Source organism: Xanthomonas sp. WHRI 8932A, from assembly GCF_035012785.1.
Taxonomy (GTDB): Bacteria; Pseudomonadota; Gammaproteobacteria; order Xanthomonadales; family Xanthomonadaceae; genus Xanthomonas.
The window spans coordinates 166487-190325 of sequence record NZ_JAYGQQ010000008.1; the positions used below are offsets into that span (position 1 = coordinate 166487).

Consider the following 23839-nt stretch of genomic DNA (forward strand, 5'->3'; position numbering starts at 1 on the left):
TGCATCGTATGTTGAAAGCATCCAATCAAATAGGAGACGGACCCGGCGACCTCGGCAATCTCCGCCGCCTGGCGTACTTCGTTGCCGTGGTAGAAACCGGCTCGTTCACCGCTGCGGCCGAGCGCCTGGGCATTACCAAGGCGGTAGTGAGCCAACAAGTGGCTCGACTGGAACGCGAGTTCCGTACCTCTCTGCTGGTGCGCACCACGCGTAAAGTGCAAGCCACCGAAGTGGGGCAGGAGTTTTACGCGCGCTGCGCATCGATTCTGCGCGAGGCCGAGCATGCGTTTGACGGCTTGGCCGATCGATCCGCCGAGCCGTCGGGGATGTTGCGGCTCACTGCACCGTTCGACTATGGCGTGGGCGTGGTAGTGCCTGCGATCGCTGCATTCACCAAGCGCTATCCCCTGTGCAAGGTGGATGCGGTGCTCAGCGACCAAACGCTGGATTTGATTTCCAGTCATATCGAAGTTGCCATCCGTGTCGGATGGCTGGCCGAAACAAGCGAGCAAGCGCGAAAAATTGGCACCTTCCGCCAACTGCTTGTCGCTCCCGCATCCATGGCAGCGGAGCTCGCAACGCTCGATAGCCCGGCCGACATCCTCTCGTTGCCCTTCGTCGCCAACACTGCGTTGCGTGATCATTTGCGGTGGACCTTCTCGTCGAATCAGCGACAGACCCAGGTGGTACACGTGCAGGCATCCATTTTTCTGGATGCCACGATGGCGGTACGCGAAGCGGTGTGCCAGGGTGCCGGCTTGTCCGTGCTTCCAGACTATGTAGTGGCAGCGGACCTCGCTGCAGGGCGCCTGATTGAAGTACTGCCGCATTGGCGCCTGCCTTTGGGCGGTATCCATGCGGTATTTCCTGCTGCCCGTTATCGCCCGACCAAGGTCCGCGCATTTGTGGACATGCTGGTCGAGCGAGAAGCCTTGCGACAATCTTCCCAACGCTAAGAGCGGTTAGTAAAAGAACTTTGCAGTCGCCAGGCGGGCGCGGCCCGTGCTCAGTGCGGCATGGTCCACGCATACACTCCGGTTCCTCCGCGCCGTCCACACCCGCCTGGCGACTGCTCGCTACGGTTTGTTAGCCGCTCTAAGTCGCGGTTGGCCACGTGCGGCCTTGACCGCAGGCGCCACCATGGCTGCTCCCCAACCGATCACGCTTAGAACTTTGCGTCGCTCAGTGCTGCAAGAAACGCCATCGGATTCCAGTACTCGCGGTAATTGACCACCAGGCCATCCTTGAACGTCACCACCGTGGCATAACTCATTTCATACGGGTTGCCGTTGGAGATGACCGTGCCTGAGGCACTCCATTCGGCGATGGCCACGTTGGGATCGTCGGTGGCATGGATCTTCAGGCTCGGGATGGTCTTGACGTCGATCACGTTCGGGTAATTGCGCAGGTACTCGTAAATGGCGGCGCGACCTACCAGTTTCCTGGACGACACATCGGGTGCGAACGGGAACTCAACGACCACGTTCTCGTCGCAGAGTTCGGACCAACCTTTCATATCCTTGGCGAGAAACGTGTCCAAGGTGCGTTGTAGAAGTTGGACAGCGGTGTGGGTGTTGGGCGTGTTCATGCGTTGCTCCGGTGGGTTGGTGGTGTGGTCAGGCTTTTGGCCAGATCCAGTTGGATGCGATACGTTCGGCCAGCATCATGGTCGGGAATGCTGTCGCCACCGAAGGCACGTCGGGCCAGATCGATGCATCGACAACACGCAATCCCTCAATCCCGCGGACGCGCCCATCGATGTCGACCACGGCAGTCGGGTCGCGCTGTCCTCCCATCGGCACAGTGGAGGTTGGATGTTGGTAGGTCGCCACGCTGGCAGGCAGGGTGGCATCCAGCGCGGCGCGATCGCTCACAGCTGCGCCCGGCGCGAGCTCGCCGCCGACCACCTCTGCAAACGGCGTGTGCCGCGCGATGTTCCGGATCAGTTCCACGCCGTCGATCAAGCGCTCCCGATCGCCCGCGTCGCTGAGGAAACCCAGATCGATGATCGGTGGCGCCTGCGGGTCGCGGCTGGCGATGGTCACAGAGCCGACCGACCGCGGGCGCACCAGCGCCGCGAACAGCAGGAACATGGCGTTGTCGGATGACTGCCCATCGTCGGGCAGCGCTGCAGTGCTGATGTTGAGGTCGGCCTCATCCCCGACGGCATGCTGCGATCGCGTCCACAGCATGGCGCCGATGGGCGGATACGGCAGGCCGACGGCCTCCTTTTTAATCGACCACACGGTCGGAACCAGCGGGTGGTCCTGCAGGCGACGGCCCACCGGCAGATCGGCCACCACGTCGATGCCGAGGTTGCGCAGCGTGTCGGCAGGACCGATCCCCGAGCGCATCAGAATCGCCGGGCTGGCGTAGGTGCCTGCCGATAAAACGACTGTGTCAGCGCTGATCACCTCGCCATTGGCCAGACGCACTCCGGTGGCGCGCGTACCTTCCAGCACGACGGCATCGACCAGCACCTGGTCGCGGATGGTCAGGTTGGCGCGGGCACGCACCGCCTCGCTCAGCAGGGTCATGCCAGTGGTGAGCCGCACGCCCATGCGGGTGTTCATGACATAAGGGCCGACGCCCAGTGGGTGCGCGGTCGCAAACCCGGCCGAGCGCTCATGGCCTGCAGCAACCGCGGAGGCAATGAAGGCGCGGTGCTGGTCTGACACTTCTTCGTCGCCGAGCTGATGCACGGGGAACGGACCGTCATGGCCAGTGCCACCGGTCCCGGAGGTACGCTCCAGCGACTGGTAGAACGGCTGTGTAGCGTCCCAGCTCAGTGCCGCCAGATCGTGTTCCTGGGCCCAGCGGTCGTGGTCTGATTTTGGCAACCGCATCGCCACTGCACCGTTGATCGCCGACGAGCCCCCCAGCACCTTGCCGCGATTGAGTGGCATGCGCCTGCCGAGCAGGCCAGGCTCTGATTGAAAGCCCCAGTCGTGCTGTGGATCGCCGCCCACCAGATCCTGGCGCCGTACTGCGTCCGGATACGCGTTAGGTGCATAGGCCACGCCTGCCTCAATCAACAGCACGCGACGCGATGCATCGGCACTCAGACGGTTGGCCAATACTGCGCCGGCGGACCCGCCACCAACGATGATCAGGTCGTATGTAGCATCTGATGCATCGATGATGCCTGCGGCATTGGAATGGGGCTGCGGCAGATCCTTGCCGGTGCTTCCAGCGTCGTTGCGATCGATCATCGAGAGTGGCTTCTGAAGATGTGGCGGCGATGCTGACACCTGGGTGTTACTGCCAACAAGCCTGTATTTTTCGATGCGATCCATCGTTTAATCCGTTGGAAGGGCTAGTAAGCAAAAATCACATAAGGCGCCAACATGCTGGATGGTCTTTCGCTCGATCAATTGAGAACTTTTGTCGCCGCAGCCGAAGAGGGGAGCTTTTCCTCGGCGGGCAGACGCCTTCGACGCACGCAGTCCGCCATCTCGGAAACGATGAACAATCTTGAACGGCAGCTCGGCGTCCGCCTGTTCGATCGGCAGGGCCGATATCCCAAGCTGACCCCGGAAGGGAAGGTGCTGCTCTCGGATGCAAGAGCCATCATCGCAGGCGTCGAGAACCTGAAAGCCCGGGCGAAAGGGATATCCGGTGGCCTGGAGCCTGAGCTCGTCGCAGTGATCGACGTCTTTTTCCCGATCACTGCCATGGCAGAAGCCGCGCACGAATTTCGTGTCCAGTTCCCGGACACGCCGCTGCGGTTATTTGTCGAGGCGCTTGGCGGCGCGATGCAGCCGGTGGTCGATGGCCGCGCCAGCTTTGGTGTTGTCGGGTCCTTGCAGATGTTGCCCAGTGGCTTGGAGTCGGAACAAATTGCCACGATCAACTTTGTCAGCGTGGCAGCCAGCGATCACCCGCTTGCCGCTTATGACGGGCCGATTCCGCGCGAGGAGCTCGCCAAGCATGTGCAACTGGTATTGACGGACCGCTCCAGCATCTCGGAAGGGCAGGAGTTCGGTGTGCTGTCTCCCCTGACCTGGCGGTTGGCGGACCTGTTTGCCAAGCATGCTTTTCTTCTCAGTGGCCTGGGGTGGGGCGGCATGCCGTTTCACGCGGTCTCCAACGACATCGCCGAAGGACGACTTGTCGTGCTTCCGATCGAGGCCACACCGGTCGGGGGATATCACATGCCCATCTCGGCGATCTACCGGCTCAGCGCGCCGCCGGGCCCTGCAGGCCGCTGGATGATTGAGCGTCTAAAGCATTGCACCAGGGGCCGGCAGGTCGCCACGGACCTACCGGACTAGCGGGGCATTGGACGGTTGGTGCGTCGAATGGCGCCCAGACAGGCAGAGATCAAACAAAAAGATGGACACGCTCAAATATATGTATTAGTGTTTGTTACACACATTCACTAGATCCACTTCAACCCATGCCCACCAGCAGCCGTTTCGCCGTCGCCACCCATATCCTGACTGCGCTTGCAGTGGGCGATGGCACGCCGATGCGTTCGGAGGACCTGGCGTATTCGGCCAATACCGGTGCTGTGGTCATCCGTGGCCTGCTGTCGCGCCTCAGCGAGGCGGGGCTGACGCGTTCGCAACTTGGCGCCGGCGGTGGCGCGATGCTGGCCAAACCGGCGAAGCAGATCAAACTGCTCGATGTCTATGCGGCGGTGGAGGATACGGAGCTGTTTGCGGTGCATCGGACGCCGCCCTGCAAGAGTTGTGCGGTGGGCGGTAACATCCTGGCCGCGCTTGAACCGACATTGACCCGAGCTCGCAAAGCACTTGAAGGCGAACTCGGAAAAACCACCATCGCAGATGTGGCCACCGACGTCGCGCGGCTGGGAAGCTTCTCGATCCCTCTGGTCTGGTAATTTTTTAGTTTAAATGTCACTACGTCGACGACACATAGATATTTCGATGAATTACGTCGACATCAGAGCCGCCAGTGTTTTGGGGTGCTGGCAACCTCTCTCACTTTAGAACCCCTCAACTTCAATCACATCAACAGGAATAGATCATGAGCATCGGCATTATTGGTTCTGGCGCGCTTGGCGCCAACGTGGCACGTGCACTCGCCAAGAAAGGGATTGCAGCATCGATTTCAAACAGCCGTGGACCGGCTTCGCTCGCTGCGCTGGTCGATGAGCTTGGTCCCTCGATTACTGCGGTTACCGCTGCCGAAGCGGCGAGCGCCGACATCGTGATCGCCGCGGTACGCTGGGTCGATGCCGAGAAAGTCATGACTGGCCTGCCAGCGTGGAATGGGCGCATCGTGATCGATGGCACCAATCCGGTGGAGTTTATCGACCCGGCTTCTGCGGACGCCAATGATCCCAGCAATCCACTGGCGGCCTACGGCATCAAGGCCGTGGATCTGGCGGGCAAGCATTCGAGCGAGGTGTTCAAGCACTTCGTGCCAGGGGCGAGGGTTGTCAAAGCGTTCAATCACCTCGACGTCAACGTCCTGGCCGAACCTGAAGTAGCCGGCGGTAAGCGTGTGCTGTTCTATTCCGGGGACGACGCTGCCGCTAAGGCCGAGGTGCACGCGCTCATCGACGCGATGGGCTTTGCGCCGGTCGACCTCGGGTCGCTCGATGTCGGCGGGACGCTTGCATCGCTGCCTTTCGGCTCGCTCTCTGCCCAGAACTTCGTAAAGCTTTAATCACAAGGCGCCACGTTGCGGGTGGATGGAACCTCTGTTCCATCCACCCGCACTGTTTTTGCAAACGATGAAGAGTGGCTAACACCACGTAGCGAGCAGTCGTCAGGTAGGAGAGGACGGCGCGGAGGAACCGGCGTGTACGCGTGGACCATGCCGCACCGAGCACCGAGCACCGGCCGCGCCCGCCTGGCGGTGAGTACAGTCGTTTTTTTAGCTGCGTTAAAGTCAAAGCGGGAATGCTCAAGCCTCTGGTCGCTAGGCGCGCGTCTTGCCACGAAGGTGCGCAGTGCTGCGCTTCGCTCTTTCCAACACCTTAGCCAGCGCTCGCTGATGGCGCAGTGCTGGCATGCGATGCACACAATGAGCGGCATCTCAGTGCACGAGTAACACCATCTTGGCCAATTAACCTCTATACGCGGCACGGATAGGAGGCGAATGATCGCTCCATATCGTGTGCGCTATGTCTTATGCGTACCGACTTGGAGTGTCGCTACAGCGGCATCCGCAACGATGACGGATCAACCTACGCATCCGCTCCACATCGGTGTAAAGGATGCTTGACACGCCCCAAATCTGCGCGCACTCTCTGTGTCAAGGGAACTTGACACAGGGGTATGGGGTGAACAGCAGCGCAAACATGTCGCCGGTGCACGCATTGCCTTGCAGTGCTGTGATGCTCAAGGAATCTACTTGTACTGCCATGCAGTGCACAGCGCTCTACGCGCAGACGGCCACGATATCGCTGGGCGCACGATGAGCGCCAAGACAGTGGCGCTGCGTGTACTGCAGGTCTGCAGCGTTGTCCTGATTCTGCTGGGTGCCTTGCGGCGCTGGCTGCCATGGCAGGTGAGCGATTACGCCCAGGGGCTGCTGATCGGCGTCGGCCTGGGCGGCTTGCTGGTGGCGCTGATGCTGCACGTCTCGTGCGGCAGCTTTCGCGACAGTGCGCCGCCTGCGTTGGTCCGCCGGTATCACACGGAGCTCGCGCCGCCGATGCTGGCCTACGTCGTGGTCATGCTGTGTTGGCGGCATCTGCTGGCCAGTGTGGACGCCAACTGGATGCGTGTGCTGATTGCGCTGCTGCCTGCCTTGCTGCTGATGTTCGTGGTCCGTGCGGTGGCGCGTTTTGTACATGATTCGGATGAAATGCAACGCCGCATCGAGCTGGAATCGATCGCCATTGCCGCGGGTCTGGTGAGCCTGGCGTACATGACCGCCGGCTTCCTGCAATCGGCGCAGCTGATCGCGGTGCCGGCAGCGGCGGCGATGATCTGGGTGTTTCCGGTGCTGTGCATCACCTATGGCTTCACCAAGGCCATCAATGCACGCCGCTATCAATGAAGAGTCGGGTACGTGCATTGCGCGAAGCCAGCGGCTGGTCGCAAGGCGAGTTGGCCGAGCAGCTGGGCGTGTCGCGGCAAACCATCAATGCGCTGGAGACCGGCAAGTACGATCCAAGCCTGCCATTGGCGTTTCGCATCGCACGTTTGTTCGGCGAACCGATCGAGCACGTGTTTCTGTATGACGATGATCAGTAGTTGCGGTGGTCACAACCGACCGTCGGCAACGTCAGGGAATGGGCACTAGGAGAGGATGGACATGCTGAAGCAACTGAATGTGGCCGCCGCCGTGCTGGCCGCGCTGCTGGCAGCAGGATGCCAACGCGCAGAGGCGCCTGCTGCCGGCAACGCCGGCGCATCCGGGCCGGGTAAAACGCAGCCGCGTGCTGCAAACACGCATCAAGACACTGCGGCCGGCAATCGCTATGGCAGCCTGCAATTTGCACCGTGTACGCTGAGTTCCGGCAGCGCGGCGGGCAATATCGAAGCGCAGTGCGCACAGCTGAAAGTGCCGGAAAATCCGGCTGCGCCACATGGGCGCATGCTCGACTTGAAGATCGCCTGGCTGGAGAGTAACGCCGGTGCGGGCAGCACGCCGGACCCGGTGTTCTTCATTGCTGGCGGCCCAGGCCAGTCGGCCACGCAGGTGGCCGCGATCGTGGACATGGGCTTGCGCGAGGTGCGCAAACAGCGCGATCTTTTTCTAGTCGATCAGCGCGGCACCGGTGGGTCGCATCCGCTGCAATGCCGCAATGGCGCCGGCAAGCCATTGGAGATGCCAGGTGGCGCCGCCGCCAGCGTGACACAGCTCACCGACTATGCGCGGCAGTGCGCGGACGGCTTGCGCAACGACGCCGATCCGCGCTACTTCACGACGACCGAGGCCATCGCCGATCTGGATGCGGTACGCGCGGCCTTGGGTGTGCAGCAGCTCAATCTGATCGGCGGCTCCTACGGCACGCGCGTGGCGCAGCAGTACGCGATGCATTATCCGCAGCACACCCGCAGCGTGGTGCTCGATGGCGTGGCGCCCAACGATCTGGTGATCGGCGGCGAATTTGCGCGCACCTTCGAAGATGCGATTGCGCTGCAGGCCAAGCAATGCGCGTCCACGCCGGCATGCGCCAAACGCTTCACGGTCGATACCCGCGCCCAGCTGCGGCAGGTGGTCGAGCGTTTGCGCCAGGCGCCGGTGGCAGTGGACTACCGTGACCCGCGCACCGGCGCGCTGCGCCACGAACAGGTGACCGCCGATACGGTGGTGGGGCTGGCGTTTGGATTTTCGTATGCACCGGAAACCGCCTCCCTGCTGCCGCTGGTGCTGGACGAAGCCGCCGCAGGCCGCTATGCGTCGTTGATGGCGTTGGCGCAGATGAGTGCGTCGGACATGTCCGATCAGATGAATCGCGCGATGCAATGGTCGGTGTTGTGCAGCGAGGATGCCGGGCGTTACCGCGCACCCACGGACAAGGACGCCACGCTGCTGGGCAATGAGGTGGCCGAGATGTTCTTCGCCCCCTGCAAGGTCTGGCCCGCCAAGCCGGCACCGGCCGATGCAGCCAAGCCGTTCACATCGACGCTGCCGGTGCTGCTGCTGTCCGGCGAGCTCGATCCGGTGACACCGCCGCGCTACGCGCAACGCGTGTTGCAGGGTCTGCCCAACGGCCGCCACATCATCGCGCCGGGGCAGGGGCATGGCGTGTTCCGGCTCGGCTGCATGCCCAAGGTGCTGAGCCAGTTTCTGCAGACCACCGACGCCAAGGCGCTGGATGCCAGCTGCGTGGCCAGCCTCAACAACGTGCCAGCGTTTACCTCGTTCAACGGATGGGAACCATGAGCCGCATCGACCACGCCACGGAGGCGCACGCATGATCGTCGTCGAGAATCTGCACAAATCGTTCAAGACCAAGACCGGGCTGGTCAATGCGGTCGATGGGGTCAGTTTCAGCGCCGCCGACGGCCAGATCACCGGCTTGCTCGGCCCCAATGGCGCCGGCAAGACCACCACCTTGCGCATGCTCTACACCTTGATGTCGCCGGACCAGGGGCGCGTCACCGTGGATGGCGTGGACGCCGCGCACGACCCGGTCACGGTACGCCGTGCGCTGGGCGTGTTGCCGGATGCGCGCGGCGTTTACAAGCGCTTGAGCGCACGCGAAAACATCGCCTATTTCGGCGAGTTGCATGGCATGTCGCGCAGCCAGATCGCCGAGCGCACGCGCGTGTTGTCCAGCGCATTGGACATGGACGACATTCTCGATCGCCAGACCGAAGGCTTCAGCCAGGGCCAGCGCACCAAGACCGCGATTGCGCGCGCGCTGGTGCACGACCCGCGCAACGTGATTCTGGACGAGCCCACCAATGGCCTTGACGTGATGACCACGCGCGCGATGCGTGGCTTCCTGCAGCAGCTACGTGCGGAAGGGCGTTGCGTGATCTTTTCCAGTCACATCATGCAAGAGGTGGCGGCGCTGTGCGATCGCATCGTCATCATCGCCAAGGGCACGGTGGTGGCGTCCGGCAGCGCCGACGAACTGCGTGCCGCCACCGGTGAAGACAACCTGGAAGACGCCTTCGTCAAGTCGATCGGCTCGGAAGAAGGACTGCACGCATGAGCAAGCGCTCCCTGTTGGCCACGTGGTGGACGGTGCTGCGCAAGGAACTGCGCGACATCTCGCGCGACCGCCGCACCCTGGCATTGGCGTTGCTGCTGTCGCCATTGCTGTATCCAATCCTGATCCTGGGCATGGGCGCCTTGAGTGAAAGCCGCGTGCGCACGCAGATCGACAAGCCGCTGGACATCCCCACGCTCGGCCGCGAACACGCACCCAATCTGGTGCGGTTTCTCGCCGCACAGGGGCTCAACGCCGTGGATGCGCCAGCCGACCTGACGACGGCCATTCGCAACCAGGATGTGGACGTGGCACTGCGCATCAGCGACAGCTATGCCGACGATTGGCGCGAAGGCCGTCCGGCACTGGTGGAAATCATCAAGGACAGCACCCGCCGCGAGGCCGACGTGCCCAGCCTGCGCTTGCAGGCAGCTTTGAGCGGCTACAGCCAGCAGGTCGGCGCATTGCGTCTGCTGGCGCGTGGCATCGATGCGCAGGTGAGCCGGCCACTGGAAATCGCCGCGCAGGACCTGGCCACTGCCGAAGCCAAGCGCGGGCAAATGATGGCGATGCTGTTGCCGGTGCTGCTGGTGATCACCTCGTTCCTGGGCGGCGCGTCGTTGATTCTGGACGCCACTGCCGGCGAGCGTGAGCGGCAGTCGCTGGAACCGCTGCTGGCAACGCCCGCACCACGCAGTGCGATTGTCAGCGGCAAGATCGCTGCCGCCTGCGTGATCGGCATGGTGTCGTTGTTGCTCACATTGCTGGCATTCAAATTGAGCGCGCAGTTGTCGTCGTCCAATCTGGGACGCCAGCTCAATGTGGGTTTCGTGCCGATGCTGCAGATGCTCTTCATCCTGGTGCCGATGCTGTTTGTCGGTACCTCGCTGCTGACCTATCTGGCCGCCGCGGCCAAAAGCATGAAGGAAGCGCAGGCGCACATGACCTGGTTGCTGCTGCTGCCGATGCTGCCCGGCTACGCATTGATGGCGTATCCGCTGAAGACGCAGCTATGGCATTTTGCGGTGCCTTTTTTGGCGCAGAACCAGATGTTGCTCAAGGTGATCCGCCACGAAACCATCAACGCGCAGACCTGGGCGGTGTATCTGCTGGCCGGCTTCGGCGTGGCTGGGCTGTTGTGGTATGCGGCGGTACGTCGTTATCACCAGGAGCGCTTGGCGATTTCGGGGTAAGTGGCTCGACAAGCGTGCAGTGGCAGCGATGGTCTGCGCGCCGTGCGTTTGGCTCAGAGCGGCGAGTACAGCTACGGCGTCGCCGCCAGGCGGGCACTGCCAGTGCCTGGAATCGGGATGGGCTAGCCGCACACTCCGGTTATGGGCGGGCCGTCTGCACCCACCTGACGGCTGTTCGTTACGGTTTGTTGGTCGCTCTTGGTGCGTCGTGCGTAGCGAGTGGATGACGGCACGCACATGATGGCGAACGACTGGCCGTTCGGTGGGCATGGTTGGTGGGGTTGCTGATCGGCTGGCCGCTGCGTGGATTTGGTGACACCGTACCCTCACCCCAACCCCTCTCCCGGCGGGAGAGGGGCATGCGCGGTCACGTGGTCGGTGGCTTGCGATGGCAGGCGCGGCGTTTCTGATCGAGCCAAGCAGTTTCCTCTGTCATCGACAGGTGCTGCTTTGTTCTCACATTGAACGAAGCAGCTCCCTTCTCCGATCGAACGAAGCAGCTCTCCTCTCACACAGAGCCAATCAGCTCTCTTCTCCCGTCGAACGAAGCAGCTCTCTTCTCACACAGCGCCAGGCAGCTCCCTTCTCCCGTCGAACGAAGCAGCTCTCTTCTCACACAAAGCCAAGCAGCTCCCTTCTCCCACCGGGAGAAGGTGGCGCGTAGCGCCGGATGAGGGTACGGCCAGCACGCCCCAGTAACGCTCTCGATGAGGGACGTCGCTGTCGCACATCCACGTGCAGCCACACGCGCTCCACAACGCAAAAGCCCGCATCGCTGCGGGCTTTTGCGTTTCCAATAGTTGTTGCGTCAATCAGCAGCGGCGAAGTGCGGAAGCGCGCGCCGGTTGCAGTCCTAGACGCCTGTGATCCCGGTGCGGGCGATCTCCGATCCCGCAACGTCCCGTGCCGATACCGGCGCGCTCCTAGTGCAGCGCGCCGGTATCGAGGGGCGTGGGATCCAGGGTGGCGTCGGCAAGCAGCGACGCCCTCCCCATCACTGCCTCAACCGCCCGGATTGAACGACAGCGTGCGGCGGGTGGTAACCGGGGCGGCAACCGGCTCGAAGCGCCAGCGCTTCACGGCGTTGAGCGCTTCGCGATCGAACACCCGCGGCGGGTTGGCGCGTAGCACGCGGGAGGAGGTGATCGAGCCATCGGTGCCGACAGTGAGCTCCACCAGCACTTCGCCGGAGGTGCCGGCGCGCAGTGCTTCGGGTGGGTAGCGCGGTGCCGGGGTGCTGATCGGACGTAGCGACTGCGCAGCGGGCGCTGCTGCTGCTGCGGCGGCCGGTGCCGGGCGTGGTGCGGCCGGGGCCGGGGCCTCCGCCTGACGACGGGCAGCGGCCTGGCGCTCGGCTTCGGCGGTCTGCTGGCGGGCGGCTTCCTGCTGGGCGGCAATCTGCTGGGCAGCGGCGGCTTCGCGGGTCTGCTGTTCGGCCAGACGCTTCTGCTCGGCAGCCTGCTTGGCCTTGTCCTCGACCAGCTTCTTGGCCTGCTCGGCATCCTGCTCGGAGCGGTTGGCGGCGGTCTTCATGCCCGTCTCCAGGCCCGACTTCAGGCGCGGCAGTGCCGGTGCCTTGGGGTCGACCTTTTCGATCAGCGCGATCAGGCGCTGCGCCTCGGGGAACTCTTCGCGGCTGATGCCTTGTTCGGCGGCGATCAGCGTGTACGGCAGCAGGTCGGTCAGCGCGCTGTTGACGGTGGCGTCCTGCGGCTGCTTCTCACGCAGGGCCAGGTAGTACTCCACCGCGTTGTCGCCAACCGGGGCGTACATGCGGTTGTCCTGCAGCGCCTTGGTGGCCGATTCGCGCAACTGATCGGCGGCCATCGATTGCACCTGCGGCGACACCGCGGTGGCGGGCGTCGGTGCCGCCGCCGATGCTGCCGGCGTAGCGCCGGTGGCAGGCGCGGTGGCGGCAGCCTTGTCTTCCTGCTTGGAGCAGGCAGCCAGGCCAACCAGCAAAATGACCGGCGCGATCCGGCGTGCCATACGGCCCTGTGTCAGATCCAACATGCGTCCCCCTTACCCCGAGTGCGAAAGATAACGTTGCTACGGCGAGCGCCGGCCATTGTTCCCGCAATGGACGGCAATGCCGCAATCTAGCATTGCTGGGGCGGTGTAAGCCAAGGGTTGCCGCAGCCGGATGCGAAATTCATCCTGCCGGGGCCGCCAGCGCCGCATCGGACGGCGCGCGGGCGGCCGGGTCGGGCAGCGGCGGGGCGGGGCAGTGGTGACGCAGGAAGTCCGCATGCGGCGGCAACGTGGCCACGGTCGCGTCCACGCGCTGGCGGATGCTCTCCAGAAAATGGCGCAGCTCTGCATCGCCCATCAGGTCGGCGACCGGGTGGTGCTGCTGCGGGGTGATGCCCTGGCCCAGCATCACCTGCACCCAGGAGTTCTCTGCAAACAACTCGTTGCCCTGATGGAACACGCGCCCGCTCTGGCGAAACAGCTCCATGCGGTGGCGTAGCGAGTCGGGAATGTCCATCGCTGCGCAGTCGCGCCAGAACGGCGTGTCGCGGCGATCGGTGGCGTGGTAATGCAGGATCACGAAATCGCGGATATGCGCGATTTCATCGGCCGCCTGGCGGTTGTATTCGGCGATGTCGACCGCGTTGATCGTCTGCGGAAAGGTCTGCAGCAAGCGGACGATGCCGCGCTGGATCAGATGGATATTGGTCGACTCGATCGGCTCCAGAAACCCGCTGGCCAGCCCCAACGCCACGCAGTTCTTTTCCCACACGCGGTGGCGCTGATTGGGTGTGAAGCGCAGCGCCCGCGGTTCGGTCAGCGCACGTCCCTGCAGATTGCGCTCCAGCACGGCCCGGGCGCTGTCCTGATCGGTATACCGGCTGGAATACACGATGCCGTTGCCCACGCGGTGCTGCAGCGGAATGCGCCACATCCAGCCCGATTGATCCGCGCGCGACCGCGTATAGGTTACCGGCGGGCCCACCGATTCGGTCTGCACCGCCAGCGCGCTGTCGGCAAACAACCAGCGCGACCAATCGTCGCTGCCCACGCCCAGCGTCTTGCCGATCAGCAAGCCCGCAAAGCCGGTGCAATCGATGAACAGGTCGCCTTCCACGCGCGTGCCGTCCTGCAGCGTCAGCGCAGTGAGATAGCCGCTGTCCGGGTCGGTCTGCACCTCGCCGATGCGCCCTTCGATGCGCTGCACCCCAAAGCCTTCGCTGAAGCGGCGCAGGAAGCGCGCATACAGGCCCGCATCCAGGTGGTAGGCGTAGTTCATGCCACTGTTGGGCAGATGCGCAAAGCGGCCTTCCTGGGCGGCGCGCAGTTCCAGGCAGTAGTCGCCGAAGTCGCGTGCCACACCGCGCTGGCGGCCTTTCAACCAGAAGTGGTGAAACCCCGCGCTCCAGTGATCGGTGCCGGTGTGGCCGAAGGAGTGGATGTAGTGCTTGTCCACATCGCGCCAATGCTCGAAGCCGATGCCGAGTTTGAAGGTGGCCTGGGTGGCGGCCATGAACGCGGCTTCGTCGATCTCCAGCAGGCGGTGGAAGGTGACCAGGCTGGGGATGGTGGCTTCGCCCACGCCTACCGTGCCGATTTCATCCGATTCCACCAGGGTGATCTGCAACTGCCGGCCCAGCAGCTTGGACAGTGCGGCGGCGGCCATCCAGCCGGCGGTGCCGCCACCGGCGATGACCACGCGCCGCACCGGGCGCTGCTGGGGGTCCAAGGGGGCGGTGTACGACATGCGTCAATCCTCAGCGGTTCAAGCGTTGCAGCAAGCGTGCGCGCAGGCTGCGGGCACGGTTGTCGTCCATCGGGGCCAGCACGCCGCGCGCCGCGTCGGGCACATGCGCAGCAGTGCTCTCATCGGCTTCGAACACGTAATGCCGGAACACCTCCTGCCAGGTGGCGCGTTGTTCCGGCGGCAGGTCGCGCATGGTGAGTAACGCCAGCATCAGCGCGTTCATCGGCGAATCCATGTAGGCCGGGCTTTGCCGCCACCAGAAATTGACCAGCACGTTGAAGCTTTCCAGCGCCTGGACGTGGTGCCACCACATGCTGGGAATGAACAGCGCATCGCCCGGTTCCAGCTCGGCGACCACGGCATGTTCCAGCGCCTGCGCATAGCGCGGAAAGCGCTGCAGATCCGGCGCGGCGATATCCACCAGGCTGACCGGCTGCCCGGCCGGGGTCAGATCCAGCGGGCCGATGTACAGATTGCTCAACTGCTCGGGCGGAAACAGCGTAAAGCGGCGGCGCCCGGCGACCACGCAGGCCAGGTTGTCCGGCAGGTCCTGATGGGCGGCGATCCGCGTGCGGTTGCCGATCCAGATGCTGGCCAGCGGCTCGGCCTGCGGTAGCGCGATGGGATTGGCCGCGCGCAGGCCGGGCAGGTAGGTGTCCAGCGTGGTGGAGCCGACATAGATCGCCGGCGGCTGCGCGTTGTGCAGGTCGCGCAACAAGGTGTCCAGCACCACCGTCAGCGGCACGCGCTCGGGGCGGAAGTTGAAGCCGCTCATGTCCGCGTTGTAGAAGAACCGCCCGCCGATCTCCGGTGGCCCGACTTGCGCCACCACCGCTTCGCCGCGATCGAATCCACGCAGGTACGCAGCGGCCGCCTGCGCGGAACTCGCACCGGCTTGCGCCAACGGCCAGTTGCGCACCAGCCCGCGCAGGACCAGCGGCGTGGTCGAACGCAGCAGCGCAGGATCCAGCTGTTGCGGATCCAGGCCGTGGCGTTCGTCGATGGCGCGCGGCTCAGCCGGCATGGCGGCGATTCAGGCGTTCGAGCAGGTGGCGGAATTGCGCGACCGAGGCCACTGCCATGTACAGCGGCTCCAGATCGCCATGCCGGTGCAGGTCCAGCAGCGCCGTCTTGCCGAGCGCGCGCAGGCGTTCTTCGTGCACGGTGTGCAGGCCGGCCAGCCGGCAGTCCAGGCCGTTATCCAGGGTCGCTTCGAACACGAACGGTTCCAGCAACTCGTAGCGCAGCAGGCGCTCGACGAAGGCATCGCTCGCCGCCAGCCCATCGTGCAGCGTGCGCAGCAATTGGCTGATGTGATACAGAAAATCGGTGGTGCCGCCGTGTTCGCGGAACAGCAGCTCGCCGTCCTGGGTGCTGATGCGTGGGCTGTCCAGATCCACGTGCACCATCGGCCCTTCCGGTTGCTGGCCGATCAGAAACGGTTGGCGCTGGATCGCCATTGGCACATAGGGCGCATCCCAGCGCGCGCCATCCAGAAACAGGTTTTCGCCCAGGCGTAATCCCAGCAGGGCCAGCGGTTGAAACCGCCCGCTGTCGTTGCGGTGGAACACGATCGGGTATTGGCCTTGCAGCTGGCGGAATTCCTGCGGAAACGTCGCCGCCGACATCACGTCATCGCCATAGGCGGCGCCATAGGCGGTGATCACGCGCAGATCGCGGTGATCGAGATTGTTCAACAACACAGCATTGGTCATGGGGGTCGCCACATCACGCGGGGGCGCGTGGCCCATGCTTGGTCAGTTACCCCTCGCGCGGCAAGTGCCGCTGTCGTGCTGCACCTGTCGCAGGAAGGTCGTGCAAGCGTCCCGGCAGACGCGCTGCCGGGACGCTCGGTGCCGCAATTACATCACCAGAACTTGTAGCGCAGGCCCAGCATGTAGCGCGGGCCGGTCTGGGTGGCATAGACGATCTGGTTCTTCTGCCGGCCGTGCTGACGCTGCACTTCGTCGGTGAGGTTGATCGCCTCCAGGCTCAGCGACAGGTTCTCGTTCCACTGGTAGCCGATGCTCAGATCCAGCTGGCCATAGGCTTCGGTGTAGACCGGGTTGGGCTGGCCGCTACCGTCGAAACGCGCCGCCAGGAATTCGTCGCGCCAGTTGTAGGCCGCACGCACCTGCCACTTGTCCTTGTCGTAGAAGCCGACCACGTTGGCCGAATCGCTCAGGCCTTCCAGCGCGAACTGCTCGCCGATCACCGCGTTGTTGTAGGTCAGCCCGGAGTCGACCATGGTGTAGTTGGCCGACACGCCGAAACCGCTGACGCCGAACATGTGCTGCAGGTTGAATTCCCAACCGTCCAGCGACGCCGAGCGCTGGTTGGCCGGCGCGGTGATGGCGAAGTTGGCCACCGGGTCGCCCGGCTGCCCGCTGATCACGCCGGTGGCGTTGCCGTTGGCATCGTCTGCCCCGCGCACCACGCCGGGCGCGCCGCCGCGGTTGCGGAAGATGTAGTTGCGGATGCAGGTCAGGTCGGCCGAGGCGCAGCCGTTGCCCAGCGCTTCGTTCCAGTACGCACCGCCCACCGGGGTGTTCAATCCCAGCGCGGTGTCGTTGCGCGTGGTCACACCGATGTAGTTGTCGATGTTCTTGCGGAAGAAGCCCACCGAGGCGTAGCTGGCATCGCTGTAGTACCACTCCAGCGAAACATCGATGTTGTGCGAGAGCAGCGGCTTCAGGCCGGGGTTGCCTTCCTGGCCGGTGCCGCCTTCCAGGCGTGCGATCTGGTTGAGCGTCTGCCCGCCCTGGATGTCGCCCCAGCCGGGACGGCCGATGGTTTCGCCGTAGCTGCCGCGCAGCACCAGGTCATCGGTGAGCTTGAAGCTGAGGTCCAGGCTGGGCAGCCAGTATTCGTACTTGCCGCTGCCGCCGGCGAAGGCCGAGTCGGCCAGACGGATCGGCAACTCGTTGTTGGCGACCCAATCGATGCCGACCGCCACCGGCACCAGCGCCTGCGCGTCCACCTTGGTTTCTTCGTAACGTACACCGGCGGCCAGGCTGATCGGCACGCGCAGATCGTCCCAGCTGTTATTCCACTGCAGGTAGGCGTTCTTGGATTTTTCAGTCACGCGGCGGTCGGTGTTGAACACCGGCGAGATGCGGTACAGCGCGTCATCGCCCGCGGCTTGCGCGGCGGCCTGACGTGCACGCTCGAAGTCGAACAGGAACAACTGGTTGAACTGCGCCGGGTTGCCGCTGCCGCCGATCGCATCGAAATATTGCGCGAACGAGCTCGGAATCCACAGATCGTCCGGGTAATCAGCCGCGGTGCCGTTGCCGCCCCAGGTATCGCGCTGCACGTTGGAGAACGCCGAACGATTCTTCACTTCGGTGCTGCCGATACCGAACTTCAACTGCGAATAATTTTCGAAGGTGAAGTCGCCGTTGACCTGCGCCTGGTCGATCTCCGACTTCATGTAGCTGTTGCGGAACGCCGAGCCGGTGACCAACGTGCGCGAGGGGTCAAGCCCGTTCAGGCCAAAGCCCAGCTGCTGCTGCAACACCGGGAAATCCTTGCTGAAATCCACCACCGAGGTGCCGCGGTAGAAGCCGGACACGCCCAGCGAATTGCTCGACCCGTACGGGCTGTCCGCGCCGGCTTCGGCGGTGGAGCGGTGGATATCGAAGTTGAGCTTGAACTGATCGTTCACTGCCCAATCCACGTTGAAGCCCAGCGACTTGTTCTGGTTGCGCGTCGCGGCGTTGGAGCCAGCGGTAGCCAGATCGCTGGTAGCCGGGTTGACGATTTCCGAGTAGGTGATGGGACCTGCCACCGGACCATTGGTCCAGGCGCTGGCGGAGGGGCCGTAGTTGAACCACACCGACATTTCGTTGCGCTGCTGCTGGATCTTGTTTTCCGAGTACGTGTAATCCAGCGTGGTGGTGATGTTGTCCAGCGGCTTGTACTGCAGCACCAGCTGGCCGTTGGTGCGCTGGCGCTCAACGCCGACCACGCGGTAGTTGAGGTTCTGCGGCACCGAGTAGATATCGTTCGGGCCGGGGCGGTTGACGATGTTCTCCGAGCCCGGCGTGCCCGGCTGCGGAATGGTGCCGTAGGCGGTGGAATCGCCACGGAACGAGCGCCAGCCGTTAGGCACGCCGACCTGGCTGTAGCCGAAGTCGCGTTCCTGGTAGCTGCCGCTCAGCGACACGCCAAAGCGTCCATCGGCCGAGGTGGTGCTGAAGATGCCGGAGATTTCCGGCGTCAGCGAATCGCCCTGCAGGCGGCCGGGCAGGTTCTCGTTGGACGCATCGTGCACGCCCTTGAGGCCCACGTTGGCATGCATGCCCGGGTTGTCCAGCGGCCGGGCGGTCTTGATGTTGATGGTGGCACCGATGCCGCCGGTGGGCGTGCTGGCGCGGCTGGTCTTGAACACCTCGATGCCGGAGATCGACTCGGACGCCAGGTTGGCGAAGTCGAACGCACGCGAGTTGGAGGCATTGGATTCTTCGATGCTGGCGCCCGGCATCTGACGGCCGTTCAACAGCACCAGGTTGAAGTCCGGGCCGACGCCACGCACGGTGACGCGCGAGCCTTCGCCCAGCGAACGGTCGATCGACACGCCGCTGATGCGCTGCAGCGACTCGGCCAGGTTGGTATCGGGGAACTTGCCGATGTCCTCGGCCACGATGCCGTCGACGATGCCCTGCGCGTCGCGCTTGACGTTCATCGACGAGGTGAGGCTGCCGCGGATACCGCTGACCTGCACGGTATCGAGCGTGGCAGGGTCGGCCTGGCTGGAGCCGGGGACGGTCGAGGCCGACTGCGGCACCGGCGCGGTTTGCGCGGCCAGCGGCGTCGACAATGCGAACAACAAGGCAGACGTCAAGCGCCGCGTGCGCGGCAGGGTGCGTAGCTCTCTCACGATGATTCCATCCCCAAGCAAAGAAAGCCGGCCCCAAACGGGACAGGCAAAGGTCGAACAGCAATCGCGCATTTGTTAGTGCCGGCTTAACAAAGTCAATTTGCAGTGCAGCATCGGCCGCAAGCCAATGGCGTCACACATCGTTCCAATACGGACATCGCTTGATGCAGCCGCACTCGATCGCTTGGTCGTACCATCGGGCGTCGATGACACAGTGGCAGCTATCCCAGGGCGACCGACGTGGCGACTGCGCACATCCAGGCGCAGCGGATGTTGGCGCGTAGGTTCGGCATGGCGGGGGCGGGTGGCGACCTCGGCGCCTTGCAGGCCTGCCGACCACTTGCCTGCCGTGGTCCCATCGTCAGCCGCGCTGATCACCCTTTACGCACCGGAGCGAACCAATGATCGATCTGTACTACTGGCCCACCCCCAACGGCCACAAAGTCACCTTGTTCCTGGAAGAGGCCGGGCTGGACTACACGCTCAAGCCGGTCAACATCGGCAAGGGCGACCAGTTCGAGCCGGCATTCTTGAAGATTTCGCCCAACAACAAGATGCCGGCCATCGTCGACCATGCCCCGGCGGATGGCGGCGCGCCGCAGGCGGTGTTCGAGTCCGGCGCGATCCTGCTGTATCTGGCCGAAAAGACCGGCCGCTTCTTGCCGCGCGACGCCCGCGGCCGCATCGCCGCACTGGAGTGGTTGTTCTGGCAGATGGGCGGGCTGGGCCCGATGACCGGCCAGATGGGCCACTTCAACGTCTACGCACCCGAAAAGATTGCCTACGCCATCGACCGCTACAACGCCGAAGTACGTCGCCTACATGGCGTGCTCGACAAGCGCCTGGCCGAGCATGCGTTTTTGGCCGGCAACGATTACGGCATCGCCGACATGGCCAGCTACCCCTGGCTGCAGGTGTATGGCGACCTCAAGCCCGACTTCGAAGCGTTTCCCAATCTGCACCGCTGGCACACCGCCATCGCCGCCCGCCCGGCCACCCAGCGTGCGTATGCGCTCAAGGAGCAGGTCAACCCCAATGCCGGCAAGCCGCTCAGCGACGAAGAGCGCAAGCACCTGTTCGGCAAGCGCTGAGGCAACGCAGTAGGAGCGTTCGCGCAGCAGTACACGCGGCGATCGCGGCGACTGCTGAAACTGCGCAGCAACAACAAACGCAAGCAGCATCAGCAAGCAGAATCAGCAAGCAAAAACAGCAACCAGCAAGAGCAACCAGCAAGAGCAACCAGCAAGAGAAACTAGCAACAGCGAGCAGCAGCAAAGAGTTAGCAGCGGCACTCGCGCACATCAACCGCACGCGACAAATCGAACGCGGCTGATCGAGCCCCTCTCCCCCCGGGAGAGGGGTTGGGGTGAGGGTACGCAAGTAGCATCAGACCTACCGCGCCCCGCAATCTGCTTCGCATGCAATGCGCATGCACCCTCCGCAGCGCGCCAACTGCAACCGCCAGCTCAAACGCACTTCTGCTCGCCCAAAGCAGAACGACCACACCCCCCAGCACAGCCCTGCAGTACACGCACCCACCCACGCGCGCACCATCCCGTGGCGAGCACACACCATCGCCACGCTTCTCAAACACCCCAGGTGCCCGCATCCTGTGCGCTGTCTTCAGACAGGATCTTCGATGCGCGCCCTGTTCGCCGCCCTTGCCCTCATGCTCAGCACCGTCCCCATGGCCCACGCCGAAAAACTCACCCTGGAGGCCATCACCGGCCCGTTGCCGCTGTCGGGGCCGACATTGCTCAAGCCCAAGGTGGCCCCGGACGGCTCACGCGTGACCTTCCTGCGCGGCAAGGACAGCGACCGCAACCAGCTGGATCTGTGGGAATACGACATCGCTAGCCGCCAGACCCGGCTGCTGGTCGACTCCAAAGTGGTGTTGCCCGGCACCGAAACGCTCAGCGATGTGGAAAAGGCCCGCCGCGAGCGCCAACGCATCGCCGCGCTCACCGGCATCGTCGATTACCAATGGGCGCCGGATGCGCAGGCGTTGTTGTTCCCGCTGGGGGGCGAGTTGTATCTGTACGACCTGCACAAGACCGGCGCCGCCGCAGTGCGCCAGCTGACCCACGGCGAAGGCTTCGCCACCGACGCCAAGCTCTCGCCCAAGGGCGGTTTTGTCAGCTTCGTGCGCGAGCGCAACCTGTGGGTGATCGACCTGGCCAGCGGCAAGCAGCTGCAGCTCACCCGCGACGGCAGCGAGACCATCGGCAACGGCGTGGCCGAATTCGTTGCCGACGAAGAAATGGATCGCCACACCGGTTACTGGTGGGCGCCGGACGATTCGGCGATCGCCTTCGCGCGCATCGACGAAGCGCAGGTGCCGGTGCAAAAACGTCCGGAGGTCTATGCCGACCACACCGAGGTGATCAGTCAGCGCTACCCGCAGGCCGGGCAACCGAACGTCGCCGTGCAGCTGGGCGTGATCGCACCGCGCGCCGCCGCCGTACCGACGTGGATCGATCTGGGCAAGCAGCCGGACATCTACCTGGCACGTGTGGATTGGCGCGATGCGCAGCGGCTGACCTTTCAGCGTCAATCGCGCGATCAAAAAAGGCTCGAGCTGATTGAAACCACGCTGGCCAGCGGCAAGCAACGCACGCTGATCACCGAGAGCTCGCCGACCTGGGTGCCACTCACCAACGATCTGCGTTTTCTCAAGGACGGCCGCTTTGTCTGGAATTCCGAGCGCACTGGCTACGAACATCTGTACCTCGCCTCCGAAGACGGCGCCACGCTCACGCCGCTGACGTCCGGCGCCTGGGTGGTAGACGCGCTGCTGGCCGTCGACGAGCAGGCCGGCCTGGTGTACTTCGCCGGCAGCAAGGACTCGCCCACGCAGACCCAGCTCTACGCAGTGCCGCTGGCCGGCGGCGCCATCGAAAAACGCTCGACATCCAATGGCACGCATGCGGCCAGCTTCGCCAACAACGCCAGCGTGTATGTCGACACCTGGTCCAACACCACGACACCGCCGCAGATCGAGCTGTTTCGTGCCAATGGCGAAAAAATCGCCACCTTGCTCAAGAACGAGTTGGCTGATCCGCACCATCCGTATGCCAGGTACCGCGACGCGCAGCGCCCGATCGATTTCGGTACGCTCACCGCCGCCGATGGCAAGACACCACTGCACTACCGACTGACCAAGCCGGACAACTTCGATGCGAGCAAGCGTTACCCGGTCATCGTCTATGTCTATGGCGGCCCCGCTGCACAAACCGTGCTCGATGCGTGGCCCAGCCGTGGCGATGCGTTGTTCGATCAATATCTTGCGCAGCGCGGCTACATGGTGTTTTCGCTGGATAACCGCGGCACCCCGCGACGCGGCCGCGACTTCGGTGGCGCGCTGTACGGCAAGCAGGGCACGGTGGAAGTGGACGACCAGCTGCAAGGCGTGGCCTGGCTCAAGACCCAGCGCTGGGTGGATCCGGCGCGCATCGGCGTGCAGGGCTGGTCCAACGGCGGCTACATGACGCTGTTGCTGCTGGCCAAACACAGCGACGCCTATGTCTGCGGCGTGGCCGGCGCACCGGTGACCGATTGGGGTCTGTACGACACCCACTACACCGAGCGTTACATGGACCTGCCGGCCGGCAACGCCGATGGCTATCGCAACGCGCGCGTCGCCACCCATCTGGATGGCCTGCACGCCAAGCTGCTGCTGATCCACGGCATGGCCGACGACAATGTGCTGTTCACCAATTCCACCGCCTTGATGAGCGAGCTGCAGCAGCGCGGTACGCCGTTCGAGTTGATGACGTATCCAGGCGCAAAGCACGGGCTATCCGGCAGAAATGCATTGCACCGTTACAAGACCGCCGAGGCGTTTTTGCAGCGCTGCCTGATGCCGTCACAGCAGTAGACGGCTGCCGCTGCGTTAGACGTATCGCCTGTCGGTTTCCCTTGCGTTCGCACACAGAGTGCCATGTCGCTGCCGCCCCCCATTCCCGTTGCATCGCCGCATCGTTTGCGCTCTGTCGAGTTCTGGAGCCGGCATTGGAAGTGGGTCGTTCCCGGCATCGGCGTGGCGCTATTCCTGCTGCTGGCATTGGTGATCGGCGCGTTGATCTACGTGATTACTGCGGCAGTGAAATCCAGCGATGTGTACCGCGACGCGCTGCGCATCGCCAAGGCCGACACGCATATCGTGCAGACCCTGGGCACCCCCATTACCGAAGCGTTTCTGCCCGATGGCAGCATCAGTTATGTCGGCGACATCGGCGAGGCGCATTTCAGCGTGGGCCTGCACGGGCCGCGCGGTAGCGGCAGCGTGCAAGTGGATGCCACGCGCAGCCACGGCCGTTGGACCTACCAGACCCTGACGTTTGCCGGTCCACACGGCGACCCGATCAACCTGTCGCCAGCGACGTCTGCGCAGCCGCAGCCCCGCATGCCATGACCTAAGGCGGATTGCCGCCGCCTTCGCAGATGCGTAGGGTCGC

At 64.0% G+C, this 23839-nt stretch carries 19 protein-coding genes and 3 other RNA genes; 14 read left to right on the forward strand and 8 right to left on the reverse strand.

The features are described from left to right. The first annotated feature begins 11 nt into the window (after positions 1-11). Both VC212_RS14465 and VC212_RS14470 read left to right on the forward strand, forming a co-directional pair. Positions 12-956 carry a LysR family transcriptional regulator gene (locus VC212_RS14465; RefSeq protein ID WP_238691852.1) on the forward strand — a complete coding sequence of 315 codons (945 nt, stop codon included), beginning with the start codon at positions 12-14 and terminating at the stop codon, positions 954-956. A 60-nt stretch (positions 957-1016) separates the two neighbouring features. After that, positions 1017-1092, forward strand: a non-coding RNA gene (locus VC212_RS14470) — sX9 sRNA. A 73-nt stretch (positions 1093-1165) separates the two neighbouring features. Here the strand turns inward: VC212_RS14470 and VC212_RS14475 are convergent. Both VC212_RS14475 and VC212_RS14480 read right to left on the reverse strand, forming a co-directional pair. Further along, the gene (locus tag VC212_RS14475) at positions 1166-1588 is read right to left on the reverse strand and encodes a nuclear transport factor 2 family protein (protein ID WP_115554868.1); all 423 of its coding nucleotides are present in this window, start codon (positions 1586-1588) and stop codon (positions 1166-1168) included. Between the two features lie 28 nt (positions 1589-1616). Next, positions 1617-3212 (reverse strand): GMC family oxidoreductase N-terminal domain-containing protein, encoded by a 1596-nt coding sequence (locus tag VC212_RS14480; protein ID WP_115554867.1) that lies wholly within the window; start codon positions 3210-3212, stop codon positions 1617-1619. 135 nt (positions 3213-3347) lie between these two features. Between VC212_RS14480 and VC212_RS14485 the strand changes: the two genes are divergently transcribed. The 3 genes from VC212_RS14485 to VC212_RS14495 all read left to right on the forward strand — a co-directional run bounded on the left by VC212_RS14485 (position 3348) and on the right by VC212_RS14495 (position 5637). Then, complete coding sequence (locus VC212_RS14485; RefSeq protein ID WP_323526183.1) at positions 3348-4274, forward strand: LysR family transcriptional regulator; 927 nt, start codon at positions 3348-3350, stop codon at positions 4272-4274. Positions 4275-4399: 125 nt separating this feature from the next. Beyond that, the gene (locus VC212_RS14490) at positions 4400-4846 is read left to right on the forward strand and encodes an Rrf2 family transcriptional regulator (protein ID WP_323526184.1); all 447 of its coding nucleotides are present in this window, start codon (positions 4400-4402) and stop codon (positions 4844-4846) included. A 146-nt stretch (positions 4847-4992) separates the two neighbouring features. Continuing rightward, positions 4993-5637, forward strand: a complete 645-nt coding sequence (locus VC212_RS14495; RefSeq protein WP_055847116.1) for an NAD(P)-binding domain-containing protein — start codon at positions 4993-4995, stop codon at positions 5635-5637. Between the two features lie 76 nt (positions 5638-5713). On the opposite strand, the gene VC212_RS14500 is transcribed toward VC212_RS14495, so the two are convergent. Further along, positions 5714-5789, reverse strand: a non-coding RNA gene (locus tag VC212_RS14500) — sX9 sRNA. Positions 5790-6390: 601 nt separating this feature from the next. On the opposite strand from VC212_RS14500, the gene VC212_RS14505 reads away from it, so the two are divergent. From VC212_RS14505 to VC212_RS14530, 6 genes are all read left to right on the forward strand, one after another. Further along, positions 6391-6978, forward strand: a complete 588-nt coding sequence (locus tag VC212_RS14505) for a hypothetical protein (RefSeq protein WP_115554863.1) — start codon at positions 6391-6393, stop codon at positions 6976-6978. Next, the gene (locus VC212_RS14510; protein WP_055847119.1) at positions 6975-7175 is read left to right on the forward strand and encodes a helix-turn-helix transcriptional regulator; all 201 of its coding nucleotides are present in this window, start codon (positions 6975-6977) and stop codon (positions 7173-7175) included. Before VC212_RS14505 ends, VC212_RS14510 begins: the two co-directional genes overlap by 4 nt. A 55-nt stretch (positions 7176-7230) precedes the next feature. Continuing rightward, positions 7231-8814 carry an alpha/beta hydrolase gene (locus VC212_RS14515; protein ID WP_323526186.1) on the forward strand — a complete coding sequence of 528 codons (1584 nt, stop codon included), beginning with the start codon at positions 7231-7233 and terminating at the stop codon, positions 8812-8814. 31 nt (positions 8815-8845) lie between these two features. Then, a complete protein-coding gene (locus VC212_RS14520) occupies positions 8846-9592 on the forward strand; it encodes an ATP-binding cassette domain-containing protein (RefSeq protein ID WP_055847124.1) in 747 nt (248 codons plus the stop codon). Next, positions 9589-10782, forward strand: coding sequence for an ABC transporter permease (locus VC212_RS14525; protein WP_311239328.1), 1194 nt, complete (start codon positions 9589-9591; stop codon positions 10780-10782). The genes VC212_RS14520 and VC212_RS14525 overlap by 4 nt, the downstream gene beginning before the upstream one ends. Before the next feature lie 117 nt (positions 10783-10899). After that, positions 10900-10976: non-coding RNA, sX9 sRNA (locus tag VC212_RS14530), on the forward strand. Positions 10977-11784: 808 nt separating this feature from the next. Here VC212_RS14530 and VC212_RS14535 read toward each other — a convergent pair. From VC212_RS14535 to VC212_RS14555, 5 genes are all read right to left on the reverse strand, one after another. Beyond that, the gene (locus VC212_RS14535) at positions 11785-12795 is read right to left on the reverse strand and encodes an energy transducer TonB (protein WP_323526187.1); all 1011 of its coding nucleotides are present in this window, start codon (positions 12793-12795) and stop codon (positions 11785-11787) included. A 139-nt stretch (positions 12796-12934) separates the two neighbouring features. Next, complete coding sequence (locus tag VC212_RS14540) at positions 12935-14500, reverse strand: tryptophan halogenase family protein (RefSeq protein WP_323526188.1); 1566 nt, start codon at positions 14498-14500, stop codon at positions 12935-12937. A 10-nt stretch (positions 14501-14510) separates the two neighbouring features. After that, positions 14511-15524, reverse strand: a complete 1014-nt coding sequence (locus tag VC212_RS14545) for a cupin-like domain-containing protein (RefSeq protein WP_323526190.1) — start codon at positions 15522-15524, stop codon at positions 14511-14513. After that, positions 15514-16215: a SapC family protein gene (locus VC212_RS14550; RefSeq protein WP_055847138.1), complete on the reverse strand. Its 702-nt coding sequence runs from the start codon at positions 16213-16215 to the stop codon at positions 15514-15516. Before VC212_RS14550 ends, VC212_RS14545 begins: the two co-directional genes overlap by 11 nt. A gap of 152 nt (positions 16216-16367) precedes the next feature. Then, complete coding sequence (locus VC212_RS14555; RefSeq protein WP_115554857.1) at positions 16368-19382, reverse strand: TonB-dependent receptor; 3015 nt, start codon at positions 19380-19382, stop codon at positions 16368-16370. A 401-nt stretch (positions 19383-19783) separates the two neighbouring features. On the opposite strand from VC212_RS14555, the gene VC212_RS14560 reads away from it, so the two are divergent. From VC212_RS14560 to VC212_RS14570, 3 genes are all read left to right on the forward strand, one after another. Then, entirely contained in the window at positions 19784-20473 is a 690-nt protein-coding gene (locus VC212_RS14560; protein ID WP_115514187.1) for a glutathione binding-like protein, read from the forward strand. A gap of 548 nt (positions 20474-21021) precedes the next feature. Beyond that, positions 21022-23259 (forward strand): S9 family peptidase, encoded by a 2238-nt coding sequence (locus tag VC212_RS14565; protein ID WP_323526191.1) that lies wholly within the window; start codon positions 21022-21024, stop codon positions 23257-23259. A 63-nt stretch (positions 23260-23322) separates the two neighbouring features. After that, on the forward strand, positions 23323-23796 hold the full coding sequence (locus VC212_RS14570) for a cytochrome c oxidase assembly factor Coa1 family protein (protein WP_323526192.1): 474 nt from the start codon (positions 23323-23325) through the stop codon (positions 23794-23796). The last annotated feature ends 43 nt before the right edge of the window (positions 23797-23839 follow it).

Bases quoted from the DNA above. Each gene is read 5' to 3' on its own strand.
- VC212_RS14520 (WP_055847124.1), top strand. From the start codon at position 8,846: ATGATCGTCGTCGAGAATCTGCACAAATCGTTCAAGACCAAGACCGGG.
- VC212_RS14525 (WP_311239328.1), top strand. From the start codon at position 9,589: ATGAGCAAGCGCTCCCTGTTGGCCACGTGGTGGACGGTGCTGCGCAAG.
- VC212_RS14560 (WP_115514187.1), top strand. From the start codon at position 19,784: ATGATCGATCTGTACTACTGGCCCACCCCCAACGGCCACAAAGTCACC.
- VC212_RS14570 (WP_323526192.1), top strand. From the start codon at position 23,323: ATGTCGCTGCCGCCCCCCATTCCCGTTGCATCGCCGCATCGTTTGCGC.
- VC212_RS14475 (WP_115554868.1), bottom strand. From the start codon at position 1,588: ATGAACACGCCCAACACCCACACCGCTGTCCAACTTCTACAACGCACC.
- VC212_RS14505 (WP_115554863.1), top strand. From the start codon at position 6,391: ATGAGCGCCAAGACAGTGGCGCTGCGTGTACTGCAGGTCTGCAGCGTT.
- VC212_RS14515 (WP_323526186.1), top strand. From the start codon at position 7,231: ATGGACATGCTGAAGCAACTGAATGTGGCCGCCGCCGTGCTGGCCGCG.
- VC212_RS14540 (WP_323526188.1), bottom strand. From the start codon at position 14,500: ATGTCGTACACCGCCCCCTTGGACCCCCAGCAGCGCCCGGTGCGGCGC.
- VC212_RS14480 (WP_115554867.1), bottom strand. From the start codon at position 3,212: ATGATCGATCGCAACGACGCTGGAAGCACCGGCAAGGATCTGCCGCAG.
- VC212_RS14550 (WP_055847138.1), bottom strand. From the start codon at position 16,215: ATGACCAATGCTGTGTTGTTGAACAATCTCGATCACCGCGATCTGCGC.
- VC212_RS14485 (WP_323526183.1), top strand. From the start codon at position 3,348: ATGCTGGATGGTCTTTCGCTCGATCAATTGAGAACTTTTGTCGCCGCA.
- VC212_RS14495 (WP_055847116.1), top strand. From the start codon at position 4,993: ATGAGCATCGGCATTATTGGTTCTGGCGCGCTTGGCGCCAACGTGGCA.
- VC212_RS14510 (WP_055847119.1), top strand. From the start codon at position 6,975: ATGAAGAGTCGGGTACGTGCATTGCGCGAAGCCAGCGGCTGGTCGCAA.
- VC212_RS14490 (WP_323526184.1), top strand. From the start codon at position 4,400: ATGCCCACCAGCAGCCGTTTCGCCGTCGCCACCCATATCCTGACTGCG.
- VC212_RS14565 (WP_323526191.1), top strand. From the start codon at position 21,022: ATGCGCGCCCTGTTCGCCGCCCTTGCCCTCATGCTCAGCACCGTCCCC.
- VC212_RS14545 (WP_323526190.1), bottom strand. From the start codon at position 15,524: ATGCCGGCTGAGCCGCGCGCCATCGACGAACGCCACGGCCTGGATCCG.
- VC212_RS14535 (WP_323526187.1), bottom strand. From the start codon at position 12,795: ATGTTGGATCTGACACAGGGCCGTATGGCACGCCGGATCGCGCCGGTC.